Origin of the sequence: Pseudomonas sp. SJZ074, from assembly GCF_007828215.1 — a bacterium.
Classification (GTDB): Bacteria; Pseudomonadota; Gammaproteobacteria; order Pseudomonadales; family Pseudomonadaceae; genus Aquipseudomonas.
The window spans coordinates 212,346-236,805 of sequence record NZ_VIUE01000004.1; the positions used below are offsets into that span (position 1 = coordinate 212,346).

Consider the following 24,460-nt stretch of genomic DNA (forward strand, 5'->3'; position numbering starts at 1 on the left):
ATTTTCAGGAACCGGTCATGACCGTCTACTTCATTGGCGCCGGCCCTGGCGATCCGGAATTGATCACTGTCAAGGGCCAGCGGCTCGTGCGCAGCTGCGCGGTGATCATCTATGCCGGCTCCCTGGTGCCCGCCGCCGTGCTCGAGGGCCACTGCGCCGAACAGGTGATCAACAGCGCCGAACTACACCTGGAACAGATCATCGCGCTGATGGAGACAGCCCATCGCAACGGCCAGGACGTCGCCCGGGTGCATTCGGGCGACCCGAGCCTGTACGGCGCCATCGGCGAGCAGATTCGTTGCCTGCGGGAACTGGACATCCCCTTCGAGATCATTCCCGGAGTGACCGCAACCTCAGCCTGCGCCGCCCTGCTGGGCACCGAACTGACCTTGCCGGACATTTCCCAGAGCGTGATTCTCACCCGCTACGCGGACAAGACCGCCATGCCTGCCGGGGAAGAACTGGCCAGCCTGGCACAGCATGGAACGACCATGGCGATCCACCTGGGGGTCAATCATCTGGAAAGAATCGTCGAAGAGTTGTGGCCCCACTACGGCGCGGATTGCCCGATTGCCGTGATTCACCGGGCGACATGGCCGGATCAGGATTGGGTGGTGGGGACGTTGGCCGACATTGCCGTAAAGGTGCACGCCAAGGGCTTTCGCCGCACGGCGCTGATTCTGGTGGGGCGGGTGCTGGGCAACGACGTGTTCAGCGAATCATCGCTCTACCGCGCCGGGCATGCCCATCTGTACAGGCCCTGAACCCGTCAGCCGCTCAGCACAACTCCCTTGTGGGAGCGGGCTTGCTCGCGAAAGCGGTGGGTCAGTCTGCATCGATGTTGACTGTGCTGACGACTTCGCGAGCAAGCCCGCTCCCACAGGGGTCGGGGTGGCCGCAAATTATGTATCCACCACAGATCCTGTGGGAGCGAGCCTGCTCGCGATGGCGGCAGGCCGGCCCGCAACAATCAGTAGTAAGCGTTTTCTTTCTGCGTGTGGTCAGTCACGTCGCGCACGCCCTTGAGTTCCGGGATACGCTCGAGCAACGTGCGCTCGATACCTTCCTTCAGGGTCACGTCAGCCTGGCCACAGCCCTGGCAGCCGCCGCCGAACTGAAGCACCGCAATGCCGTCTTCCACCACGTCGATCAGCGACACCTGGCCGCCGTGGCTGGCCAGCCCCGGGTTGATTTCGGTTTGCAGGTAATAGTTGATGCGCTCGTTGATCGGGCTGTCGGCGTTGACCATCGGCACTTTCGCATTCGGTGCCTTGATGGTCAGTTGGCCGCCCATCCGGTCGGTGGCGTAGTCGACCACCGCATCGTCCAGGAACGCTTCGCTGAACGAGTCGATGTAGGCGGTGAAGCTCTTGAGCCCCAACGCGGTGTCTTCGGGTTTTTCTTCTCCCGGCTTGCAGTAGGCAATGCACGTCTCTGCGTACTGGGTGCCGGGCTGGGTGATGAAGATGCGGATCCCGATACCCGGTGTGTTCTGCTTGGACAGCAGGTCGGCCAGGTAATCGTGGGCGGCATCGGTAATCGTAATGGCGGTCATGGAAACTCCTCGCAGGCTTGCCGGCAGTTTACGCCAAATCAGGGCGCCGGACAAAGTCCCAGTATTTTTGTCAGGAAAGCAGCCCGCGGTACGGGCTCGCCGCCGGACAGGCCGGTCAGAGGTTCTGGTACCGATTCATGTCCAGCACGCCGGCCTCCAAGGGCTCGGTTTCCTCGATGTAGCGACTCAGGTCATGGAAGTAGTACCAGAACTGCGGGTGACTGCGACGAATTCCCCAACGTTCGACAATCCGCTGGAACGCATGCTCATCCTGAGCGCTCTCCATGGCGTCGACGAACGCCGGGACTTGCCCGGCGGGGACATTGAACATGAAGTTCGGGTAGCTGCTGAGCACTCCCGGGTACACCGTCAAAGTGTCCAGCCCCGGTTGGTAGCGCCGCTCCTCACCCAGCAGGAACGCCACGTTGCTATGGGCGCGGTTACGCAGCAGGCTGTAGACCTCGCGATGGCCATCGGCGGTTTCGACACGCAGCATCGTCGCTTCCGGCAACTGGTCGATCACCCGAAGCCCCGCCGCCGGGCGCGATACCAGGCGACTGAGGGCCTGCTCGGCGTTCTGCAGGGCCGGAGCGATGTTCGGGCGCGAGCAATAGGCGCCGTCGCAACGGTTGATCGGGTCGGGTCGCGCATTCAGTTCGCCATAGCGGAGCAGCAATTGCCGGGCAAAATCGCCCTTGGGGTCGCGCTCGTCAAGCTTGAGGGCAGTCAGTTTGTCATTGTCGATGCTCTCGTAATCCAGCCACATCTTGAATTTTCCACCGGACTGGTACCAGTCGTCGAGGTAGCCTTCCCGGGCACCGGCCGGCATCAGGCGCAGGAAGTTCTGTTCCGCGCCATTGCGAATCAGATCGAAGTAAAGCCGCGTCTGAGCCTGATGGGAAACGTTGCCGAACACGTCGAAATTCACCGCCAACTGGTAGTAAGTGCGTTCCAGCAAAGGGAAGTCGAACAGCCACATTGTCTGCGGTACTTCGCCGATCAGGCCCTTGGTAACCGAGGCGCTGTCGAAGTGCCGGAAAATACTCAGCAAGGCATTGTCGTTGCCGGCCCACAGCGTCGACCAGCTCGGCGCCGGCAGTTCGGCGTAATTGTTCCGGCGCAAGGCCTCGTAGGCGTTGCGCTTGTCGCGGTAGTCGAGCCACAGGCTGACAACGCTGCCCACATCATCGTTCTGCCCCGGCATCGCCAGCAATGGCGTGGCCTGGCCGCGATAGTTCGGATCGGTGATGTACAGGTCGTGCTCAGGGGCCTGGAACAGCGCCCAGAAGTTGTCGCGGATCACATCCGTGGCGATCTGGCCGCGGCACACCGGGCCCCGGATAAAGGTGCGCACGAAATATTCGGCGTTATCGAGCATGAATTGATAGCGGGCCTGGGCCGGGATCGCTTCAAAGGTGGAGAACGGGTTCGAGCGGCGCTCCGGCCCATAGCCGGGCAACGCCGTGACCTGCCAGTTGCCCTTGTAGAACAGGCTCTTGATCCGCGCCAGCTTGGCCGCACTCAGCCCGTAGGTGATGTGGGTCTTGTGCACGATCACCCCTTGCACCGCCCAGAGTCGGTAATAGACACGGGTGCCGGGGTCGTCGTTCGGGCGCCGGGTATTGATCAGGTCGATCGGCTGGCCACTGGGCGTGCGCGAGCGCACCCACTGGAAGAAATGCCCCGGCTCGCCGTCCTTGAAATAGATATGCGCCAGGAACCAGTGCTCGAACAACCAGCGGGCCACCAGGCTTTGCCGGGCGCCAGGGGCGTTGAGCAGGTTCTCCCATTGCAGCACCTGCAAGGCTTCGGCGGCACTGGGAGCCAAGGCTTGCTGGTCGATGGGGGCGCCGGCGGCCAGCCAGCGCTGCAAGGTCTGGTATTGCTGATCGGTCAGGCCGGTGACCGCCAGGGGCATGCCTTCCCTGGGGTGGGCGGCAGCGTATCCATCGAATTGCCCCGGCATCGCGCAGCTGTTTTCACGCTCCAGGCCCAGCACGATGTCTTCCGGCAACTTGGCGTTGGGCTGCAACGGTGCGCCGTGTCCCAACGCCAGCATCTGCGCCATCAATGCAGCCTGGCTGCCCTGGGCATCGAGTACGGAATAGAAGCCCTTGCGCTGCCAGGCCTGTGGGCCGGAAGCGTCATAGAACAAGCGGGTCGGGACGGCGGCCTGGCGGCGCTCGCCGTCATACACCGACATTTTGCTCGCGCCCCGGGCCGCGCCTTCGCCGCTGCCCAGGTTCAACTGGCAGGCGGAGTCGTAGCAGGCGTGGCAGGCCACGCATTTCTCGGTGAAGATCGGCTGGATGTCGCGGGTGTAGGACAGCGCTGGTAGGGGATCCTTGGCGGCTGCGGTAAAAGACAACAGCAGCAACAGACTGCCGAATAAGACGCGGTACGGCATGTCTCGGTCCCTAAGAGATGGAACGGTGATTCTACCGGGCCAGCAGCCCCTTGCAAACATGAGCAACATTCATGAAAAAGCCGTCCACGATCAAATCTGGCACAGGTTTGCTATGATTCCTGGCTTCGTAATGGTCTTTTCTCCAGGTAGTCCTATGTCCGATCGCAGCGCTCGCCTTTATCTTCTCCAGCAGGCCCTCAAGGAACGTATCCTGATTCTCGACGGCGGCATGGGCACGATGATCCAGAGCTACAAGCTGGAGGAACAGGACTACCGTGGCAAGCGTTTCGCCGACTGGCCGAGCGACGTCAAGGGCAACAACGATTTGCTGGTGCTGACCCGTCCCGACGTGATCGGCTCCATCGAAAAAGCCTACCTGGACGCCGGCGCCGACATCCTCGAAACCAACACCTTCAACGCCACCCAGGTATCCCAGGCCGACTACGGCATGCAAGGCCTGGCCTATGAGCTGAACCTGGAGGGTGCGCGCCTGGCCCGCAAGGTGGCCGACGCCAAGACCCTCGAAACACCGGACAAGCCACGCTTCGTCGCCGGCGTGCTCGGCCCGACCAGCCGCACCTGCTCACTATCGCCGGATGTGAACAACCCCGGCTATCGCAACGTGACCTTCGACGAACTGGTGGAGAACTACACCGAGGCCACCAAAGGCCTGATCGAGGGTGGCGCCGACCTGATTCTGATCGAAACCATCTTCGACACCCTGAACGCCAAGGCGGCGATCTTCGCCGTGCAAGGGGTCTACGAAGAACTGGGCGTCGAGCTGCCGATCATGATTTCCGGCACCATCACCGACGCCTCCGGCCGCACCCTCTCCGGCCAGACCACCGAAGCGTTCTGGAACTCCGTGGCCCACGCCAAGCCGATCTCCGTGGGCCTGAACTGCGCCCTGGGGGCCCGCGAACTGCGCCCTTACCTGGAAGAGCTGTCGAACAAGGCCAGCACCCACGTCTCGGCCCACCCCAACGCCGGCCTGCCCAACGAGTTCGGTGAGTACGACGAGCTGCCAGCGCAAACCGCCAAGGTCATCGAAGAGTTCGCCCAGAGCGGCTTCCTGAACATCGTCGGCGGCTGCTGCGGCACCACCCCTGCGCACATCGAAGCCATCGCCCAGGCCGTGGCCGGCTATGCTCCGCGGCAGATTCCGGAAATCCCCCGGGCCTGCCGCCTGTCGGGCCTGGAACCGTTCACCATCGATCGCAGCTCGCTGTTCGTCAACGTCGGCGAGCGGACCAACATCACCGGTTCCGCCAAATTCGCCCGGCTGATCCGCGAAGACAACTACACCGAAGCCCTGGAAGTGGCCCTGCAGCAGGTCGAGGCCGGCGCCCAGGTGATCGACATCAACATGGACGAGGGCATGCTCGATTCGAAGAAGGCCATGGTGACCTTCCTCAATCTGATTGCCGGCGAACCGGACATCTCCCGCGTACCGATCATGATCGACTCGTCGAAATGGGAAGTGATCGAGGCCGGCCTCAAGTGCATCCAGGGCAAGGGCATCGTCAACTCCATCAGCATGAAGGAAGGCGTCGAGCAGTTCATCCATCACGCCAAATTGTGCAAACGCTACGGCGCCGCCGTGGTGGTGATGGCGTTCGACGAAGCCGGCCAGGCCGACACCGAGGCGCGCAAAAAGGAAATCTGCAAGCGCTCCTACGACATCCTGGTCAATGAAGTGGGCTTCCCGCCGGAAGACATCATCTTCGACCCGAACATCTTTGCCGTCGCCACCGGTATCGAAGAACACAACAACTATGCCGTGGACTTCATCAACGCCTGCGCCTATGTCCGTGACGAGCTGCCCTACGCGCTGACCTCGGGCGGGGTGTCCAACGTGTCGTTCTCGTTCCGCGGCAACAACCCGGTACGCGAGGCGATTCACTCGGTGTTCCTGCTGTATGCGATCCGCGCGGGCCTGACCATGGGTATCGTCAACGCCGGCCAGCTGGAGATCTACGACCAGATCCCGGTGGAACTGCGCGATGCCGTGGAAGACGTGATCCTCAACCGCACCCCGGAAGGCACCGACGCCCTGCTCGCCATCGCCGACAAGTACAAGGGCGACGGCAGCACCAAGGAAGCGGAAACCGAGGAATGGCGCAACTGGGACGTCAACAAGCGCCTGGAGCATGCCCTGGTCAAGGGCATCACCACCCACATCGTCGAAGACACCGAGGAATCGCGCCTGTCGTTCGCCCGTCCTATCGAAGTCATCGAAGGCCCGTTGATGGCCGGCATGAACATCGTCGGCGACCTGTTCGGTGCCGGCAAGATGTTCCTGCCCCAGGTGGTCAAGTCGGCCCGGGTGATGAAGCAGGCCGTGGCCCACCTGATTCCGTTCATCGAGGCGGAAAAAGGCGACAAGCCGGAGGCCAAGGGCAAGATCCTGATGGCCACGGTCAAGGGCGACGTCCATGACATCGGCAAGAATATCGTCGGCGTGGTGCTCGGTTGCAACGGTTATGACATCGTCGACCTGGGCGTGATGGTGCCAGCGGAGAAAATCCTGCAGGTGGCCAAGGACGAGAAATGCGACATCATCGGCCTGTCCGGCCTCATCACGCCGTCCCTGGACGAGATGGTGCACGTGGCCCGCGAGATGCAGCGCCAGGATTTCCATCTGCCACTGATGATCGGTGGTGCCACGACTTCCAAGGCCCACACTGCGGTGAAGATCGAACCCAAGTACAGCAATGACGCGGTGATCTACGTCACCGACGCCTCCCGCGCTGTCGGGGTGGCGACACAGTTGCTGTCCAAGGAACTGAAACCGGCGTTCGTCGAGAAAACCCGCCAGGACTACACCGAGGTACGCGAGCGCACCGCCAACCGCAGCGCCCGCACCGAACGCCTGAGCTACCCCGCCGCCATTGCCAAGAAGCCACAGTTCGACTGGAGCAGCTACCAACCGGTCAAGCCGACGTTCACCGGCGCCAAAGTGCTGGATAACATCGACCTGAACGTTCTGGCTGAATACATCGACTGGACGCCGTTCTTCATTTCCTGGGACCTGGCCGGCAAGTTCCCACGCATCCTCACCGATGAAGTGGTCGGCGAAGCGGCCACCGCGCTGTACGCCGATGCCCAGGCGATGCTGCGCAAGCTGATCGACGAGAAACTCATCAGCGCCCGGGCGGTGTTCGGTTTCTGGCCGGCCAACCAGGTGCATGACGACGACCTGGAAGTCTACGGCGACGACGGCAAGCCGCTGGCCCGCCTGCATCATCTGCGCCAGCAGATCATCAAGACCGACGGCAAGCCCAACTTCTCCCTGGCCGACTTCGTCGCGCCGAAGGACAGCGGCGTGACCGACTACGTGGGCGGCTTCATCACCACTGCCGGCATTGGTGCCGAGGAAGTGGCGAAGGCCTACCAGGAAGCCGGCGACGACTACAACTCGATCATGGTCAAGGCCCTGGCCGACCGCCTGGCCGAGGCCTGCGCCGAGTGGCTGCACCAGCAGGTGCGCAAGGAACACTGGGGTTATGCCAAGGACGAAAGCCTGGACAACGAGGCGCTGATCAAGGAGCAGTACACCGGCATCCGTCCTGCCCCCGGTTACCCGGCGTGTCCGGATCATACCGAGAAAGCCACGCTGTTCCGCCTGCTCGACCCCGAGGCCAGCGAATTGAAGGCCGGCCGCAGCGGCGTGTTCCTCACCGAGCACTACGCCATGTTCCCGGCGGCAGCGGTCAGCGGCTGGTACTTCGCCCATCCCCAGGCGCAGTACTTCGCCGTGGGCAAGATCGACAAGGACCAGGTCCAGAGCTATACCGGCCGCAAGGGGCAGGAGCTGAGCGTGACCGAACGCTGGCTGGCGCCGAACCTGGGTTACGACAGCTGATCCGGAAGATCGCGGCCGGCACCGGTCGCGATCTTTTTTCGCGGGTTGTCTATGCTTGCCCCAAACCCATGGCAGACGAGGGATTTATGGACGATCCAGTCGACAACAAGCCGCCGACCCTGCTGCAGATGATGCACAGCGTGCTGGCCGCCGCCTTCGGCGTGCAGAGCGGCAAGAACCGCGCCCGTGACTTCACCCACGGCAAACCGAGTCACTTCGTGATACTGGGCATCGCCTTCACGGTGATCTTCGCCTTGACGCTGTTCGGTATCGTCAAGCTGGTGGTGCATCTGGCGGGGATGTAAAGAAACCTATCTGCAGAACACAACCTTGTGGGAGCGGGCTTGCTCGCGAAAGCGGTGTGTCAGGCGAAGTCAATATCGACTGAACCACCGCTTTCGCGAGCAAGCCCGCTCCCACAGGTTTTATTGCGTTGAATAACCGATTACTGGTGACTGACCCAGAACACCGCCGTGCCCACCACCAGGATAATCAAGAACAGAATGGCCCAGGCATCAACGGTACTGTCGCTTTTCCTTGCTTTGGTCGGATTGCTCATTGCATCGCCTCTTGTCGGTTTTTTAGGTGATTGCATAGGGACTCGACCACAGTTAAGACGATGATTGCCCATACGACAAATGTGGGTTCCGAGCCGATAGATCCCATTAGGTCATTTGGTTCTTTACATATATTCAAACATCACTTTTGCGCATAACTCAAAACAGGTATCTTGCACCGGCTCCCATAGGAGTGCGCGGCCGTGCGCGCAGAATTGCCGAGGCAGAACCCGATTCCAGCGAGCCAATACGCAGCTGTTTCTGATCGGCCCAAGCCTGAGACCGAGACTTATATGTACGTATATGACGAGTACGATCAGCGGATCATCGAGGACCGCGTCAAGCAGTTCCGTGATCAGACCCGACGCTATCTGGCAGGCGAGCTGAGCGAAGAAGAATTCCGCCCTCTGCGCCTGCAGAACGGCCTGTACATCCAGCGTTTCGCCCCGATGCTGCGGGTGGCGGTGCCTTACGGCCAATTGACCTCACGCCAGGTGCGCAAGCTGGCCCAGATTGCCCGCGACTACGACAAGGGCTATGCCCACATCAGTACGCGGCAGAACGTCCAGTACAACTGGCCGGCCCTGGAAGACGTGCCGGAGATCCTGGCCGAGCTGGCCACCGTGCAGATGCACGCGATCCAGACCAGCGGCAACTGCCTGCGCAATGTCACCACCGACCAGTTCGCCGGTGTTGCGGCCGACGAACTGATCGACCCGCGTCCGTGGTGCGAGATCGTCCGCCAGTGGACCACTTTCCACCCGGAATTCGCCTACCTGCCGCGCAAGTTCAAGATCGCCATCAACGGCTCGACCTCGGACCGCGCCGCCATCGAAGTCCATGACATCGGCCTGGAGGCGGTCTACAACGCAGCGGGCGAGCTGGGCTTCCGCGTGCTGGTGGGCGGCGGCCTCGGTCGTACGCCGGTGGTGGGTGCATTCATCAACGAGTTCCTGCCCTGGCAGGACCTGCTGAGCTATCTCGATGCCATCCTGCGGGTGTACAACCGCTATGGCCGTCGCGACAACAAATACAAGGCGCGGATCAAGATCCTGGTCAAGGCCCTGACACCTGAAGTGTTCGCCGAGAAGGTCGAAGCCGAAATGGTTCATCTGCGTGGCGGCCAGACCACCCTGACCGAAGCCGAAGTCCATCGCGTGGCCAAGCACTTCGTCGACCCGCAATACAAGGCCCTGGACAACCAGGACTTCGCAGCACTCGACAAGGAATATCCGGGCTTCGCCCGCTGGCGCAGCCGCAACACCCTGACCCACAAGAAACCTGGCTACATCGCGGTCACCCTGTCCCTGAAGCCGACCGGTGTAGCGCCGGGCGACATCACCGACAAGCAGCTGGACGCCGTGGCCGACCTGGCCGAGCGCTACAGCTTCGGTCAGTTGCGCACTTCCCACGAGCAGAACATCATCCTGGCCGACGTCGAACAGAGCCAGTTGTTCACCCTGTGGGGCGAGTTGCGCGAACAAGGTTTCGCCACGCCGAACATCGGCCTGCTGACCGACATGATCTGCTGCCCTGGCGGCGACTTCTGCTCCCTGGCCAACGCCAAGTCGATCCCGATCGCCGAATCGATCCAACGTCGTTTCGATGACCTGGACTACCTGTTCGATATCGGTGAACTGGACCTGAACATTTCCGGTTGCATGAACGCCTGCGGTCACCACCATGTCGGCCACATCGGTATCCTGGGCGTGGACAAGAAAGGCGAAGAGTTCTACCAGGTCTCCCTGGGTGGCAGCGGCAGCCGCGACGCCAGCCTGGGCAAGATCCTCGGGCCTTCGTTTGCCCAGGACGACATGCCAGACGTGATCGAGAAGCTGATCGACGTGTACATCGAACAACGTACCGAAGACGAGCGTTTCATCGACACTTACCAACGTATCGGCATCGACCTCTTCAAGGAACGCGTCTATGCAGCGAATCATTAAGAACAACGAGGTCATCGACGAAACCTGGCACCTGCTGCCCAAGGACGCGACCCTCGATGGTATTTCCAACTGCGACGACCTAATCGTGCCACTGGCTCTGTGGCGTGATCATTCCCGCGCCCTCAAGGTCCGCGATGGCGGCCTGGGTGTGTGGCTGGATGCAGACGAAGAAGCGGAAGAGATCGGCGACGACGCCAATCAATTCCAGGTCATCGCCCTGAACTTCCCGGCCTTCACCGATGGCCGCAGCTACTCCAACGCCCGCCTGCTGCGTGACCGTTACGGTTTCAAGGGCGAACTGCGGGCCATTGGCGATGTACTGCGCGACCAGCTGTTCTACATGCGCCGTTGCGGTTTCGACGCGTTCGCCCTGCGTGCCGACAAGGACCCCTTTGAGGCCCTCGAAAGCCTCAAGGACTTCTCGGTGACTTACCAGGCCGCCACTGACGAACCGCTGCCGCTGTTCCGTCGTCGCTGAATCCGCTGTAATGAAAAAGCCCTGATCCGGATATTCCGGTTCAGGGCTTTTTTATTTTGATCGCAAACCAGCCATGTCGGCACAGCCCCCTGTGGGAGCGGGCTTGCTCGCGAAAGCAGCGTGTCAGGCCAAGTCAATATCGACTGAACCACCGCCTTCGCGAGCAAGCCCGCTCCCACAAGGGATTGGTGGTGAAGCCAGGATTACCAGAACCGCTGCTGGGTCAATCGGCTCCACCAGCTCAACAGCACCCGGTCCACCGAGCCACTGGCCGCGATGCCGACGCGCTCTTGCAGGCTTTTGCGTTCGGCATAGTGCAGGTGGTACAGCTCGGCGCTCTTGGCGCGCTCGGCCAGGTATTCGTCGCTGGTCTTCAATTCATCCACCAGATGCTTGCCGAGCGCGGCGACACCCAGCCAGACCTCGCCGGTCGCCACTTCATCAATGGCCAGTTGCGGGCGGTAGTTGGACACGAAGTTCTTGAACAACTCGTGGGTGATGTCCAGGTCCTGCTGGAATTTCTCCCGACCTTTCTCGGTGTTTTCACCGAATACCGTCAGCGTGCGCTTGTACTCGCCGGCGGTCAGGACCTCGAAGTCGATGTCGTGCTTCTTCAGCAGGCGGTTGACGTTCGGCAACTGGGCCACGACGCCGATGGAGCCGAGGATGGCGAAAGGCGCGCTGATGATCTTCTCGCCGATGCAGGCCATCATGTATCCGCCGCTGGCCGCGACCTTGTCGATGCACACGGTCAGTGGTACGCCGGCCTGGCGGATCCGCGCCAGTTGCGACGAGGCCAGGCCATAGCTGTGGACCATGCCACCACCGCTTTCCAGGCGCAGCACCACTTCGTCCTTGGGCGTTGCCAGGGTCAGCAACGCGGTGATTTCATGGCGCAGGCTCTCGGTGGCCGAGGCCTTGATGTCGCCGTCGAAATCCAGCACGAATACCCGGGATTTGGTCGCCGGCTTGTCTTTTTGCTTCTTCTGCGCTTTCTCAGCCTTGCCTTCGCTCTTGCGCAGGGCCTTGAGCTGATCCTTGTCCAGCAGCGTCTGCTCCAAACGCTCGCGCAGCCCCTTGTAGAAATCGTTGAGTTTGCTTACCTGCAACTGGCCGGCCGACTTGCGCCGCCCCTTGCTGCGCAGGGCAGCAAAACTGGCCAGCACTACCAGGATGGCGATGACCAGCGTCACGGTCTTGGCCAGAAAACCGGCGTATTCGATAAAGAACTCCACGATCACTCCTAATAGATTCTCGACTCGCCGCTCGACGGCGGACATTAAACGTTCTCAGCATACCCATGCACCTGCGTCGCTACCAGCCGGGAAACCTGTGGTTACCTTAAGCCCGGGCCAGGCTGGACAAGGCTGTAACAGACATTTCAAACAAGCGTATGTTTTTTCATTGACAGCTCACGGCCATCCTCATAACCTCGCCAAACCTTCAACGTACCGGGATGACGCGGACGTGGGCAGTATCTACCTGATTCGACATGGCCAGGCCTCCTTTGGTGCGGACGACTACGATGTCCTTTCACCCAATGGCGTACGCCAGGCAGAGGTGCTGGGGAGCCACATGGCGGAGCTAGGTGTCGTGTTTGATCGTTGCCTCTCGGGCGACCTGCGCCGTCAGCAGGACACCGCCACCGGCGCGTTGGGCCGGATGTCCGCCGCCGGGCTGCCGGTCCCCGAAGTGGAAACCGACGCCGCGTTCAACGAGTTCGACGCCGACGCGGTGATTCGCGCCCTGCTGCCGGACCTGCTGCCCCAAGAGCCCGAGGCCCTGTACATCCTGCGCAATGCCGCGCAGAACCGTGCCGAATTCCAGCGGATTTTCGCCCTCGTGGTCGAGCGCTGGCTCAGCGGCCAGTACGACCCGCCCGGGCTGGAGAGCTGGCAGGGTTTCGTCGAGCGGGTCCAGGCCGGCCTGCAGCGCATCCTGGAACAGGCCGACAACAGCCACAAAATCGCCGTGTTCACGTCCGGCGGCACGATTACCGCCCTGCTCCACCTGATCACCCGGATACCGGCCCGACAGGCCTTCGAACTGAACTGGCAAATCGTCAACACCTCGCTCAACCACCTGAAATTCAGGGGACGCGACGTGGCCCTGGCTTCCTTCAACAGTCATGCTCACCTGCAACTGCTGAAGACCCCGGACCTCATCACCTATCGCTGAGGCCGAAATCGTAGACCCTTGCTGTATCCACCCGATAAGGATCGAAACCATGACCTCCGTAGTAGACGCCGTACAAAAGATGAAAGAAAAATTCAACCCAGCCGCCGCTGCCGGCCTGGACCTGGTATTCGGTTTCAACATCACCGACGAAGACAAGCAGTACGCCCTGATCGTCAAGGACGGTACCTGTGAATTGCAGGAAGGCGAAGATACCGACGCCAACTGCACACTGGTGATGGACAGCGAAACCCTCAAGGGCATCGTCAGCGGTGAAACCGACGGCATGCAAGCATTCATGGGCGGTAAACTGCGTGTCGAAGGCGACATGATGCTGTCGATGAAACTCTCCGAACTGTTCCCGGCCTGAGCCTGCGCCCCCTTCCGGGCGCTCCTGGCTGCAACGAATCCCGCCCCCGTGGCGGGATTTGCGTTTCTGTCCTCCGGTAATTCTTCCAGTACGCACAACGTTGATCCCGGTCAGTTCCGGCTCGCCCTCCAAGCGCTAACTTGACGCCTCCATCAGAAGCCAGGGACGGCTCATCGGGAGCCGGTGCTCGCTCATCTCAAGGAAGAGAACGTCATGCCCACATTGAAGATCATCCTGCTGTCGACCGCATTCAACGGCCTGACCCAACGTGCCTGGCTGGATCTGCGCGAGGCCGGTTATCGCCCCAGCGTGGTGCTGTTCACCGATCCGGATTCGGTGTGTCGGCAAATCGAACAAAGCGGGGCCGACCTGGTGATCTGTCCCTTCCTCAAGGACCGGGTGCCCGAGCAACTGTGGCGTAATCCCCACCGACCGGTGGTGATCATCCATCCGGGCATCGTCGGCGATCGCGGTGCCAGCGCGCTGGACTGGGCCATCATGCGCCAACCCGAACGCTGGGGCGTCACGGCGTTACAGGCGGTGGAGGAAATGGATGCCGGACCGATCTGGGCCACCTGCGAGTTCAACCTGCCCGAAGGCCTGCGCAAATCAGAGTTGTATAACGGTCCGGTCAGCGATGCGGCCATCTGCTGCATCCGCGAAGTCGTGAAGAAGTTTGCCAACGGTTTCGTCCCGGTGCCGCTGGATTACAGCCGCCATGACGTGGTCGGGCGCCTGCGGCCGAACATGACCCAGGACGACCGCACCTTCAGCTGGCACGATAGCGCCTTGTTCATCAAGCGCTGCATCGACGCTGCCGATGGTCAGCCAGGCGTGCTGGCGAGCCTGGTAGGCGGCCAGTTCTACCTGTATGACGCCCATCTGGATGTGCGCCGTGGATTGCCTGGCACGCTGCTGGCCGTGCGTGATGATGCAGTGCTGGTGGCAACCGGTGACGCGAGTCTCTGGATCGGTGCCCTGCGCCAAAAGCCGCGCCCCGGCGAACAGACCTTCAAACGGCCGGCGCGTCATGTACTGGCGGAGCGACTCAACGGCGTGCCGGTGCTCGACAGCTCCTTGGCCCGACAGCCATTCAGCGACGAGGCTTATCAACCCATTCGCTACCGGGAATGCGGCCAGGTGGGTGAACTGACGTTCGAGTTCTATAACGGCGCGATGAGCACCGAGCAATGCCGGCGCCTGGTGGACGCGTTGCGCTGGGTCAAGTCCAGGTCTACCCAGGTGCTGTTGATCCGCGGCGGGCGCGGCAGTTTTTCCAACGGCGTGCACCTGAACGTGATCCAGGCCGCCGCCCAACCAGGCCTGGAGGCCTGGGCCAACATCCAGGCCATCGACGATGTCTGCCTCGAGTTGTTGAGCGCCCGGCAACTGGTCGTCAGCGGCCTGACGGGCAATGCCGGTGCGGGCGGTGTGATGCTGGCCCTGGCCGCCGATGTCGTGCTGGCGCGCAGCGACATCGTGCTCAACCCCCACTACGCAACCATGGGCCTGTACGGCTCCGAATACTGGACCTACAGCCTGCCTCGCGCCATTGGACCGGACCTGGCCTGGACACTGACCCAGGATTGCCTGCCCATCAGCGCCCGCCAGGCATTGCGCTACGGCATGGTCCAGGAAATCGGTCCACGCTGTCCCGACGAGTTCGGCCTGTGGTTGCTGCAACGGGCCAACGGTGCCTGGCACGATTCCGCCTACGGAGCCATCCGGGCCCGCAAGGCCGAACGAAGCCTGTCGGCGATCCAGGCCTGTCGGGATGGCGAGCTGCAACACATGCAGCGCGATATGGTCGAGAATCGTCACGGTTTCGCCGAAAAATGTCGTAACTTCGTATTCAAGCGCAAGGCCTGTCGTACCCCGGAACGGCTGGTTGCACCGTGGGCACGGATGACGGAGGCCGAAGCCGTCCAGTGATTGTCGGTATCGGGGCGGCGTGCCAACTCTTACAATGCCCGCTTCCCCTGCATCGGCTTGAACATGGACATCGACCTCGCCCGCACTTTCCTGGAAATTGTCCGCCACGGCAGTCTCGCTGCGGCGGCAGACAAGCTGCATGTCACCCAGACGGCGATTACCGCTCGGGTACAGAAACTGGAAAGCCAGCTCGGCTGCGCGCTGTTCGTGCGCAACCGCGCCGGTGCGCGGCTGACCAGCGACGGCGAAGCCTTTGTCGTCTACGCCAACCAGCTCGTGCAGACCTGGGAAGCGGCCCGCCGGGACCTGCCGCTGCCCGAAGGCTATCGCAATGTGCTGCACATCGGTGGCGAGGTCAGCCTGTGCAATCCCTTGATGCTCAGTTGGGCCCGTGAACTGCGTCGGACGATTCCCGGCCATGCCTTGCGCATGGACATTCGCGACGGCGAGAAACTGCTGCAACAACTGGAGCTGGGCCTGCTGGATGCCGCGGTGGTGTATCAACCCGAATACTGGCCAAGACTGCAGGTTGAACAGTTGCTGGAGGAAAAGCTGATCCTGGTGCGCCTGGCCAGTTGCCCGGAGCCCTACGTGTATATCGACTGGGGCGTCGATTTCCGTCGCCAGCACGACACCGCCCTGCCGGACAAGGCCAAGGCTGCCGTCACCTTCAACCTCGGGCCTCTGGCCTTGCAATACATCCTGGAAAACGGCGGCAGCGGCTATTTCCGCACGCGCGTCGTGCAAAGCTACCTGGACAGCAACATCCTGGAGCGGGTGCCCAAGGCACCGGAGTTCAATTACCCAACGTACCTGGTTTATTCCCGGGACCGGGATTCGGCGGCGTTGCAACAGGCGTTCGAGGTGTTGCGGGGCATCGTCAGGAGCGGCAGCGACTGGTCCCAGCGCTGGGATCCGCTGGGTTGACGCATGCCGTTAAAAGGCGGGGGAGCGTTTTGCGGCGCAGCGGGGCGATGTGACGTTTCGCTTGATTCCCCGCGCCACAGCCCCTCCCCCCGCGCCTTCAGGTTACTTGCGCAAGTGCTCCATGATCTCGTCCTTTACCTGCAATCGTTTCTTCTTGAGCGTCTCCAGGGCAACGTCGGACAGTGCGGCGGACGTCGGCTTCTCGGCGTCCAGCACCTCGGCGTCAAGCTGTGAGTATTTTTGAAGCAGAGAGTCGAGTCTTGGATTTTCGCTGCGCTTTTGCTGGATGTGGTCTTTTTCGCACTTCAGATCCTGGCACAGATCATGGGGCACCGGCATGGAACACCTCCTTTTGGTGGATCAGTGGCAAGCGCCTTTGAGGGCGCCTCGATCATCAGGATGGCCTTGCAGGCGGCGTTCTGTCGACCGTCAATCCGACCAGCGGTGACCGTTCGTCGTACCGTATCGCTTTGCGATCAAACCTTTACCCATACGCCGCTCTCCATTGAACAGTGACACTCAAGATCACTTGTACAACCTGTACGGAGAATAACTATGGACGGATTTACCCTGCGTCAACTCGGCCTGGCAATTGCCCTGAGTACCAGCATGGGCATGGCGTGGGCCGCGAGTTCAAACGACTTTGTCGACAACGCGGCGGCCGGTGGCATTGCGGAAATCGAAACCAGCAAACTGGCGCTGCAAAAGAGCGCATCGGCGGACGTCAAGGAGTTCGCCAACAAGATGATCGCCGACCACACCAAGGCCAACCAGGAGTTGATGACCCTGGCGAAAAAGCATGACATCGAAGTGCCGGACGAAACCACTCTGGTGAAGAAGGCGAAGGCCAAGATTCTCGATATGCGTGATGAATCTTTCGATGCCGCCTATGCCAACAATCAGGTCAAGGCCCACGAAGAAACCATCACCCTGTTCAAGAAAGAAGCCGAGACCGTCACCGACGACAAGAAGCCTGGCAATACCGAGCTCAAGGCATTCGCCCAGAAGATGCTGCCAGATCTGCAGCACCACCTGGAACTGGCCAAGAAGCTCCAGGCAGCACACCCCAGCAAGTAGTATTTTCCTGACTGTAAAAAAAGGCTCGTTCTCGCGGGAGGACGAGCCTTTTTTTGCGCAGGTCGATCAACCGCCGTCGGTGTCGATATCGGCGTCCGTGTCATCGCCGGACTTCGGCCGGTCAGGCTCGGGCTTGAAGCCCGGGCTGAAGGTATTGTCGTTTTCCTGGTGGTGTTTTTTCTGGTCGACCTCCTCCGCAGCGCTCTGGGCCTGGTCCGCACCCGCCGGGCTGGCATCGGGCAGTTGCGGATCGATGGCCGGGTCGTTGCGTGGTGACGGGGTCTGCGTCTGGCCTGGTTGCGCAGTGTTTGCACGATCGTCGTTCATGGGCACCTCTTCATGACAGAGGCCGGTTGATGACCGGCCTTGACCATTCGAAGGGAACGCAACGGCTTCGGTTCCATTTGTTTGCGGCAATGGGCTCAGCCGCCGAGCACCGACCGGACCATACGGGTCAGCGCATCCGGCCCGTAGGGCTTGCTCAGCAGATGGGTATCGGGGCTCAACTGATGGTTGCGGGAAATGATGTCCCGCGTGTGACCCGACGTGAACAGCACCGGCACTGGCGGCGTCTGCACCTTGGCCCAGGCCGCCAGGTCGGAACTCTTGATCAGGCCGGGCATGACCACGTCGGTGAAAATCAGGTCCACCTTGGCGCCTTCGAGCAACAGCTTCATGGCCGCGTCGGCATTGGCGGCGGTGAGGGTTCGATAGCCGGATTGTTCGAGCAACTCCACCGATGCACTGCGCACCGCATCGTTGTCCTCCACCACCAGGATCGTCTCATGCCTACCGGGCTGGGGCGTGTAGTCGTGGGTCTGTTCACCGGCTTCAGACTGGTAGCTGCGAGGAAAGTACATCTGCGCCCGCGTGCCCTTGCCCATGTCGCTGGCGATCTCGATATGCCCGCCGCTCTGCTTGACGAACCCGAACACCATGCTCAGGCCCAACCCGGTGCCCTGGCCATCGGTCTTGGTGGTGAAAAACGGCTCGAATACCTGCTTGAGAATATCGGGCGGCATGCCTATGCCACTGTCAATGACCGACAACCGCACATAATCACCCGCCGGGATGCCTTTGCCGGCACAGGACGCTTCGTCGAGCACGATATTCTCGCCCAGTATCTGGATGATGCCATCGCCGCCCATGGCATCGCGGGCATTGATCGCCAGGTTCAGCAGAGCATTTTCCAACTGGTTGCGATCCACATGGATGCACCACGGCTCGTCGGGCAGGGTTACTTCGATCCGGATGGTCTCGCCCAAGGCCCGTTGCAGCAATTCCTCCAGGTCGTCGTAGATGCGTCGGGGGTTGTAGACCGCCGGTGACAGCGGCTGGCGACGAGCAAAGGCCAGCAGTTGCGATGACAGCTTCGCGCCCCGCTCCACCGCCTCGATGGAGGCACTGATCCTGCGTTGCACATTGGCATTATCCGGCTCATGACGTGCCAGCAGATGCAGGTTGCCGGCAATGACTTGCAGCAGGTTATTGAAGTCATGGGCGATGCCCCCAGTGAGCCCGCCAATGGCCTCAAGCTTCTGCGACTGGCGCAACTGCTCTTCGGCCGCCAGCCGCGCCTGGACCTCATCGGCGACCCGCTGCTCCAGGTCACGGGTGAACCTGAGCAACGATGCTTCGGCAATCTTGCGTTCGTTGATGTCAATCAGCACACCGGGGAAACGCAGAGGCCTGCCCATCGCATCGAACTCGCATCGACCGCTGGCCTGCACCCACAGGTCATCGCCCTGGGGGCGACGCACCCGGTATTCGGCATTGAAGGACGCCCCTGTGCGCAAGGTCAGTTCAATGCGTTGCTTGAGCTCATCAAGGTCATCGGGATGAACACGCTGGCGGGCAATCTCGACGGGCAACGCCTCCAGCGGTGTGTCTGGCGGGTAGTCGAACGTGCGGGCGAAACGCTCGTCGCCAGACAGGGTGTCGGCCTGGACGTCCCAGACAAACGAGCCGAGCAACGGCCCGGCCGCAAGGGCTAGCTGAATGCGTTCATTGACGGCGCGATAGCTGCGTTCCGCTGCCTGGCGAGCCCGCTCGGACAAGACCAGCTCGGTGGTTTCCACGACAATTGCCAGCACGCCGGCCGGTGCCTGGTCATCGTCGGGCACGGGGCTGTAGAAAAGGTCCATCCACACATCTTCAGGCTTGCCATCACGCAACAGGACCAGTTCCTTGCTGCGATAGGACAACGTCCCTCCGGCCAGGCAGACGTCCAGCACGTGACGATTGAACTCGGCCACTTCCGGCCACCCCAGCTCTACCGCGCACCCCAACAGATAAGGATGACGCCCGCCGGCGAACTCGGCGTAGGCATCGTTGTAGATCATGACGCCCTGGCGGCCCCACAACATGACCATTGGCAAAGGCGAAGCCAGCAACACCTGGACGGCACTGCGCAGGCTGGCGGACCAGCGTTCGATAGGGCCCAGTTCGGTCTGGCGCCAATCGTACGCCCGGATGCGCCGGGCCATTTCACCGTCCCATCCGGGACATCCGTGAGGCTGGGATAAGAACTCCATGGGCGACTCTGAACCTCGAATGGCTGCGGGGAATCGCATATCGCGAGCCCCTTGTGCTCAGACCTTCGAGCGCGAGGTTGGCATTTGGTTTCATGCCGGCCAAGCCAAAGGCCTCCGCGGCCAGATGGCAAACGGGCTCAGCGAAAATCGCGGCTGCGCACGTTGATACCCGCCAGCAGCCCGGTCAGGTCGCTCAAGCGCCCGGCAATCAGATGACGGACTTCACCGACGCTTTCCCAGCGCCCGTCGACCCGAAGCAATTGCGAGCCCACCAGCACTTTGCGTTGGCGCTCCGCCAGGTCGCGCCAGACCACCACGTTGAGGTTGCCGAATTCATCTTCCAGAGTGACGAAGGTCACCCCACTGGCCGTACCGGGGCGCTGGCGACCGGTGACCAGGCCGGCGACGCTGACGTTGCGGCCATGTTCCACCTCCTGCAACTCCCGGGAGCTGCGACAGCGTCGGGCACGCAGTTCAGGGCGCAGCAAGGCCAGCGGATGAGGGCCCAGTGTTGTGCCTAGGGTGGCGTAGTCGGCAAACAAGTCCTCCCCCAGCGAAGGCTTGGGCAGATTCACCGGCGGTTCCTCCTGACTGGGCAAACCGGCAAACAGACCCAATTGCTTCTGCACGCCGGCCACTTCCCAGCGTGCACGATGGCGATCACCGACCAGGCCACGCAAGGCCCCGGCGTCGGCCAACTGCTCCTGGGCCCGGACATCGAGTTGCGCGCGCTCGCCCAGGTCGGCCACGTCAGTGAATGCCCGCTGTCGACGGGCTGCCTCGATACGCCGGGCGTCGTCTTCACGAAAGCCCTTGATCAGGCGCAAGCCCATGCGAATAGCCGGTTGCCGACCTTCCTGGGGTTCGAGACTGCAATCCCAATCACTGGCGCGCACGTCCACCGGACGGATCTGCAATTGATGCCGGCGGGCATCCTGCAGGATCTGGTCCGGGCTGTAGAACCCCATGGGCCAGCTGTTGATCAGGGCGCAGGCGAACGCTGCCGGCTCGTGGCACTTGAGCCAACTGCTGGCGTAAGTCAGCAAGGCGAAGCTGGCGGCGTGGGACTCAGGGAAACCGTAGTTGCCGAAGCCCTTGATCTGCTCGAAGATCTGCGCGGCGAATTCGGGGGTATAGCCGTTGCGATCCATCCCCTCTGCCAGGCGTAGACGGTGCGGTTCAAGCCCGCCGTGACGTTTCCAGGCGGCCATGGAGCGACGCAACTGGTCCGCTTCGCCGGCGGTATAGTCGGCCGCCACGATGGCGATCTGCATGACCTGCTCCTGGAACAACGGAATGCCCAGGGTACGCCCGAGCACTGTCTTCAATTTCTCCGAAGGATAGGTGACAGGTTCCTCTTTGTTTCGCCGTTTCAGGTACGGATGCACCATGCCGCCCTGGATCGGCCCCGGCCGCACGATCGCCACTTCGATCACCAGGTCATAGAAATTCTCGGGCCTGAGCCGGGGCAACATCGCCATCTGCGCCCGTGATTCAATCTGAAACACACCGATGGTGTCCGCACGGCTGATCATCTCGAAAGTGGCCACATCATCCCTGGGCAAACCCGCCAAGGTGTATCGCTCTCCCCGATAGCGCTCGATCAGATCAAAACACCGGCGAATCGCGCTGAGCATGCCCAGGGCCAGGATATCCACCTTGAGCAGCCCGACCGCATCCAGGTCGTCCTTGTCCCACTGGATGATGGTGCGCTCGGCCATGGCGGCGTTTTCCACCGGTACCAGGGTGTCCAGGGGCTGTTCGGAAATCACGAAGCCGCCGGGGTGCTGGGACAGGTGCCGGGGAAAGCCGATCAGTTGCTGGGTCAGGCTCAATACCCGGCGCAAGATCGGGGAGTCCGGGTCGAAACCGCCCTCGCGCAGACGCTCCACGGGTGGCGCCTCGTCGCTCCAGCGACCGCAACAGTCGGCCAATGCATTGACCTGATCCGGCGGCAGGCCCAAGGCCTTGGCGACGTCCCGCACCGCCCCGGCGCCATGGTAACTGCTGACCACAGCCGTCAGCGCCGCGCGATGGCGACCGTAGCGCTGGAAGACGTATTGCAGCACCTCTTCGCGGCGTTCATGTTCGAAGTCCACGTCGATGTCCGGCGGCTCGTTGCGCTCTCGCGACAGGAAGCGTTCGAACAACAGGTTGGTTCGGCTCGGGTCGATTTCGGTAATGCCCAGTGCATAACACACCGCCGAGTTGGCCGCCGAACCACGCCCCTGGCAAAGAATGTTGCGCTGGCGGGCGAAGTTGACGATGTCCTGCACGGTGAGGAAGTAGCTGTCGTAGCCCAGCTCGGCGATCAATTCCAATTCTTTGTCGATCTGTTCCCGGACCTTATCGTCCACCCCTTTTTTCCAACGTTCGCGCATGCCCCGCTGGGTCAGTTCCCGCAGCCACGATGCCGGATCGTGCCCCTCGGGCACCAACTCACGCGGATATTCATAGCGCAACTGACCCAGGTCGAAAGTACAACGCCGGGCGATCGCCAGGGTTTCATCGAGCAACCTGCGCGGATAGAGATCGGCCAGATCCTTGCGACTGCGCAGATGACGCTCGCCGTTGGGGTGCAGGCGCTGGCCGGCCTCGGCCACCGTGACGTGATGCCGGATGGCGGTCATGGTGTCCTGCAAGGCACGACGACCGCGCACGTGCATGTGCACATCGCCCGTGGCGACGGCAGGCAGCGCCAGGCGGTCCGCCAGCGCCAACAAGTCGGCCAGGCGACGCCGGTCGTCCTGGCCGCAGTGCAACTGCACCGACAGCCACAGGCGCCCGGCGAAGATCGACTGAAGCCAGCGGCCCTGCTCCTCGACGTCGTTGCCATCGGGCACCCACAGTGCCAGCAACCCAGGCCAGGGCTCGTCGAAGTCTTCCCGTACGATGCGATAACGGCCCTTCTCGCTACGACGGCGGGCACGGGTGATCAACCGGCACAAGGCTTGATAGCCTTCGAGATTTTCCACCAGCAGCACCAGCTTCGGGCCGTTCTCGATCTGGATCTCGCTGCCGACGATCAACGCCAGGTTCAATTCCTTGGCCGCTTGCCAGGCCCGCACGATGCCGGCCAAGGTGCACTCGTCGGTGATCGCCAGGGCCCGGTAACCTTGCTGACTGGCCCGGCGACACAGTTCCAATGCACTGGAGGCACCGCGCTGGAAACTGAAATTCGACAGGCAATGCAGCTCGGCATAGTCGACGTTCATGCGAACCAACCCTGCAACCACAACGGCCCGCCCTCGCCCACCGGCCGATAGGCCCAGCCCCGTTGCCCCGCACGGGTTTCGACCAGGTAGTAATCGCGGCGCACGTCGGCGCCGTCCCACCAGCCGGTCTCGATGCGCTCCGGCCCCATGAGGACGCGCGCCAGGCCTTCCGGCAACGCCTGGGGCTCGTCCAGCAGCCAGCCGGGACGCTGCACAGCGCTGCGCGCCACGCAAGGCTGGAGCCGGGTCTGAGGCGTCATCTGCCAGGCGCATTCAGGCCGATGGTCGTCGCGAAACCCCAGGCCCTGCACCGCGTCGTCCCCCAGCCGTGCGCGCAACCGTTCCCGCAGTTGCTCCCAGGGCAAGGACTGCTGGGGACGTTCGTCGAACAGCTCCAGGCGCTGGGGCACGAAACTCGGCAAATCTTCGGCACACAAGCGAAAGCCACGCACCGGCGCCTCGACCTGCACCTGTTCCAAACGGCCACGGGCCAGTTCGAAGAGCATCGAAGGGTCCCGCTCGGCACTGAGCAGGCCGACCTTGATGATCGTGTCCGGCAACCCGGCGTGTTCCAGGTGCAGGTCGAATCGCTGCACGCCACTGTCGCGACCGCACAGGAAGGCCGACAGGTCACCGGTCAACCGGCGTAACGGGAACAACAGCGCCTGATGGGACTGGACGTCGTAGTTGAGTTCGATGCGCACATCGAAACGATCAGGCGGCAGGTAGAACGACAGCGCCAGGGTGCGACTGCCGATCAATGCGTCGAGATGCTTGAGGACCTGTGCTTCGAAGCGCCGTGCCAGCGTGTGCCGGGGCAAGGCCTGGACCTGTTCCAGGCAGCGCAACCCCATGCGCGACAACGCCGTGGCGACGTCGGGGGGCAGGCCGATCCGATCCACCGGCATCTGTCCCAGGCACTGTTGCAGGCGCTCGGCATCCGGTACCACCAGGGCATCATGGGCATTGGCGAGCACCCGCGCCGCCACCGGGTTCGGGGCCGCGACGATGCGATGACGAAAGCCCAGTTCGGTCAGTTCGGCCCGCAGCCGTGCCTCGAAGACCGGCCAGGGCCCGAACAGGCCCAGGCTCGACTCGATCTCGAACAGCACCGTGCGCGGGTAATGCACACTGACCTGGGAGCTGAATCGATAGGCCCAGGCGGCGAGAAATTGCTGCCAGTGCTCGATCTGCGCTGCATCATATTCGGCGGTGGCAAAGCCTTTGCTCAGGGCCTGGGCGGCGGTCATGGTCTGGCCGGGACGCAGGCCCAGGGCCCGGGCGGGATCGTTGACCGCTTGCAGCACCCGACGTTGGGCCGGACCGGTCAACAGCGCCAGGGGCTCCTCGGGATCGGGGCGCTGACGCAGCGCGGCGTCCAGCGCCAATTGCGGAAAGAGAATGCAGACCCAGCGCATCGCA

At 62.2% G+C, this 24,460-nt stretch carries 18 protein-coding genes; 10 read left to right on the forward strand and 8 right to left on the reverse strand.

Going from position 1 to position 24,460, the window contains the following annotated elements:
* Positions 1-17 precede the first annotated feature (17 nt).
* Positions 18-764, forward strand: coding sequence for a precorrin-4 C(11)-methyltransferase (gene cobM / locus FBX99_RS07220; RefSeq protein ID WP_144925721.1), 747 nt, complete (start codon positions 18-20; stop codon positions 762-764).
* Positions 765-970: 206 nt separating this feature from the next.
* Here cobM and nfuA read toward each other — a convergent pair whose 3' ends face one another.
* Together nfuA and FBX99_RS07230 are read right to left on the reverse strand one after the other, a co-directional pair.
* Positions 971-1,555, reverse strand: coding sequence for a Fe-S biogenesis protein NfuA (gene nfuA / locus FBX99_RS07225; protein ID WP_024781251.1), 585 nt, complete (start codon positions 1,553-1,555; stop codon positions 971-973).
* A gap of 115 nt (positions 1,556-1,670) precedes the next feature.
* Complete coding sequence (locus FBX99_RS07230) at positions 1,671-3,962, reverse strand: fatty acid cis/trans isomerase (protein WP_145131090.1); 2,292 nt, start codon at positions 3,960-3,962, stop codon at positions 1,671-1,673.
* Between the two features lie 154 nt (positions 3,963-4,116).
* Between FBX99_RS07230 and metH the strand changes: the two genes are divergently transcribed.
* From metH to FBX99_RS07255, 4 genes are all read left to right on the forward strand, one after another.
* Positions 4,117-7,827 (forward strand): methionine synthase, encoded by a 3,711-nt coding sequence (metH, locus tag FBX99_RS07235; RefSeq protein WP_144925712.1) that lies wholly within the window; start codon positions 4,117-4,119, stop codon positions 7,825-7,827.
* 86 nt (positions 7,828-7,913) lie between these two features.
* Entirely contained in the window at positions 7,914-8,132 is a 219-nt protein-coding gene (locus FBX99_RS07240) for a DUF2970 domain-containing protein (RefSeq protein ID WP_144925709.1), read from the forward strand.
* Between the two features lie 545 nt (positions 8,133-8,677).
* Positions 8,678-10,330, forward strand: coding sequence for a nitrite/sulfite reductase (locus FBX99_RS07250; RefSeq protein ID WP_144925706.1), 1,653 nt, complete (start codon positions 8,678-8,680; stop codon positions 10,328-10,330).
* Positions 10,314-10,808: a DUF934 domain-containing protein gene (locus FBX99_RS07255; RefSeq protein WP_145131092.1), complete on the forward strand. Its 495-nt coding sequence runs from the start codon at positions 10,314-10,316 to the stop codon at positions 10,806-10,808. The genes FBX99_RS07250 and FBX99_RS07255 overlap by 17 nt, the downstream gene beginning before the upstream one ends.
* A 203-nt stretch (positions 10,809-11,011) precedes the next feature.
* On the opposite strand, the gene sohB is transcribed toward FBX99_RS07255, so the two are convergent.
* Positions 11,012-12,043, reverse strand: a complete 1,032-nt coding sequence (gene sohB / locus FBX99_RS07265; protein WP_144926079.1) for a protease SohB — start codon at positions 12,041-12,043, stop codon at positions 11,012-11,014.
* Positions 12,044-12,275: 232 nt separating this feature from the next.
* Here sohB and FBX99_RS07270 point away from each other — a divergent pair, with 232 nt between their 5' ends.
* The 4 genes from FBX99_RS07270 (at position 12,276) to FBX99_RS07285 (ending at position 16,212) form a co-directional block, all read left to right on the forward strand.
* Entirely contained in the window at positions 12,276-12,986 is a 711-nt protein-coding gene (locus tag FBX99_RS07270; protein WP_144925700.1) for a histidine phosphatase family protein, read from the forward strand.
* 49 nt (positions 12,987-13,035) lie between these two features.
* Positions 13,036-13,353 (forward strand): SCP2 sterol-binding domain-containing protein, encoded by a 318-nt coding sequence (locus FBX99_RS07275; RefSeq protein ID WP_145131094.1) that lies wholly within the window; start codon positions 13,036-13,038, stop codon positions 13,351-13,353.
* A gap of 213 nt (positions 13,354-13,566) precedes the next feature.
* Positions 13,567-15,285: a hydrogenase maturation protein gene (locus FBX99_RS07280; RefSeq protein ID WP_144925693.1), complete on the forward strand. Its 1,719-nt coding sequence runs from the start codon at positions 13,567-13,569 to the stop codon at positions 15,283-15,285.
* Positions 15,286-15,348: 63 nt separating this feature from the next.
* A complete protein-coding gene (locus FBX99_RS07285; RefSeq protein ID WP_144925690.1) occupies positions 15,349-16,212 on the forward strand; it encodes a LysR family transcriptional regulator in 864 nt (287 codons plus the stop codon).
* 102 nt (positions 16,213-16,314) lie between these two features.
* Here the strand turns inward: FBX99_RS07285 and FBX99_RS07290 are convergent, their stop codons facing one another.
* Positions 16,315-16,551, reverse strand: coding sequence for a YdcH family protein (locus FBX99_RS07290; RefSeq protein WP_047703636.1), 237 nt, complete (start codon positions 16,549-16,551; stop codon positions 16,315-16,317).
* A 216-nt stretch (positions 16,552-16,767) separates the two neighbouring features.
* Between FBX99_RS07290 and FBX99_RS07295 the strand changes: the two genes are divergently transcribed.
* Complete coding sequence (locus FBX99_RS07295; RefSeq protein ID WP_144925687.1) at positions 16,768-17,289, forward strand: DUF4142 domain-containing protein; 522 nt, start codon at positions 16,768-16,770, stop codon at positions 17,287-17,289.
* Between the two features lie 66 nt (positions 17,290-17,355).
* Here the strand turns inward: FBX99_RS07295 and FBX99_RS07300 are convergent, their stop codons facing one another.
* The 4 genes from FBX99_RS07300 to FBX99_RS07315 form a co-directional block, all read right to left on the reverse strand.
* Positions 17,356-17,616 (reverse strand): hypothetical protein, encoded by a 261-nt coding sequence (locus FBX99_RS07300; RefSeq protein ID WP_144925685.1) that lies wholly within the window; start codon positions 17,614-17,616, stop codon positions 17,356-17,358.
* A 95-nt stretch (positions 17,617-17,711) separates the two neighbouring features.
* A complete protein-coding gene (locus FBX99_RS07305) occupies positions 17,712-19,823 on the reverse strand; it encodes an ATP-binding protein (protein WP_145131096.1) in 2,112 nt (703 codons plus the stop codon).
* A 137-nt stretch (positions 19,824-19,960) separates the two neighbouring features.
* A complete protein-coding gene (locus FBX99_RS07310) occupies positions 19,961-23,059 on the reverse strand; it encodes an error-prone DNA polymerase (protein ID WP_218570864.1) in 3,099 nt (1,032 codons plus the stop codon).
* Positions 23,035-24,456 (reverse strand): DNA polymerase Y family protein, encoded by a 1,422-nt coding sequence (locus tag FBX99_RS07315; RefSeq protein ID WP_145131100.1) that lies wholly within the window; start codon positions 24,454-24,456, stop codon positions 23,035-23,037. The genes FBX99_RS07310 and FBX99_RS07315 overlap by 25 nt, the downstream gene beginning before the upstream one ends.
* Positions 24,457-24,460 lie beyond the last annotated feature (4 nt).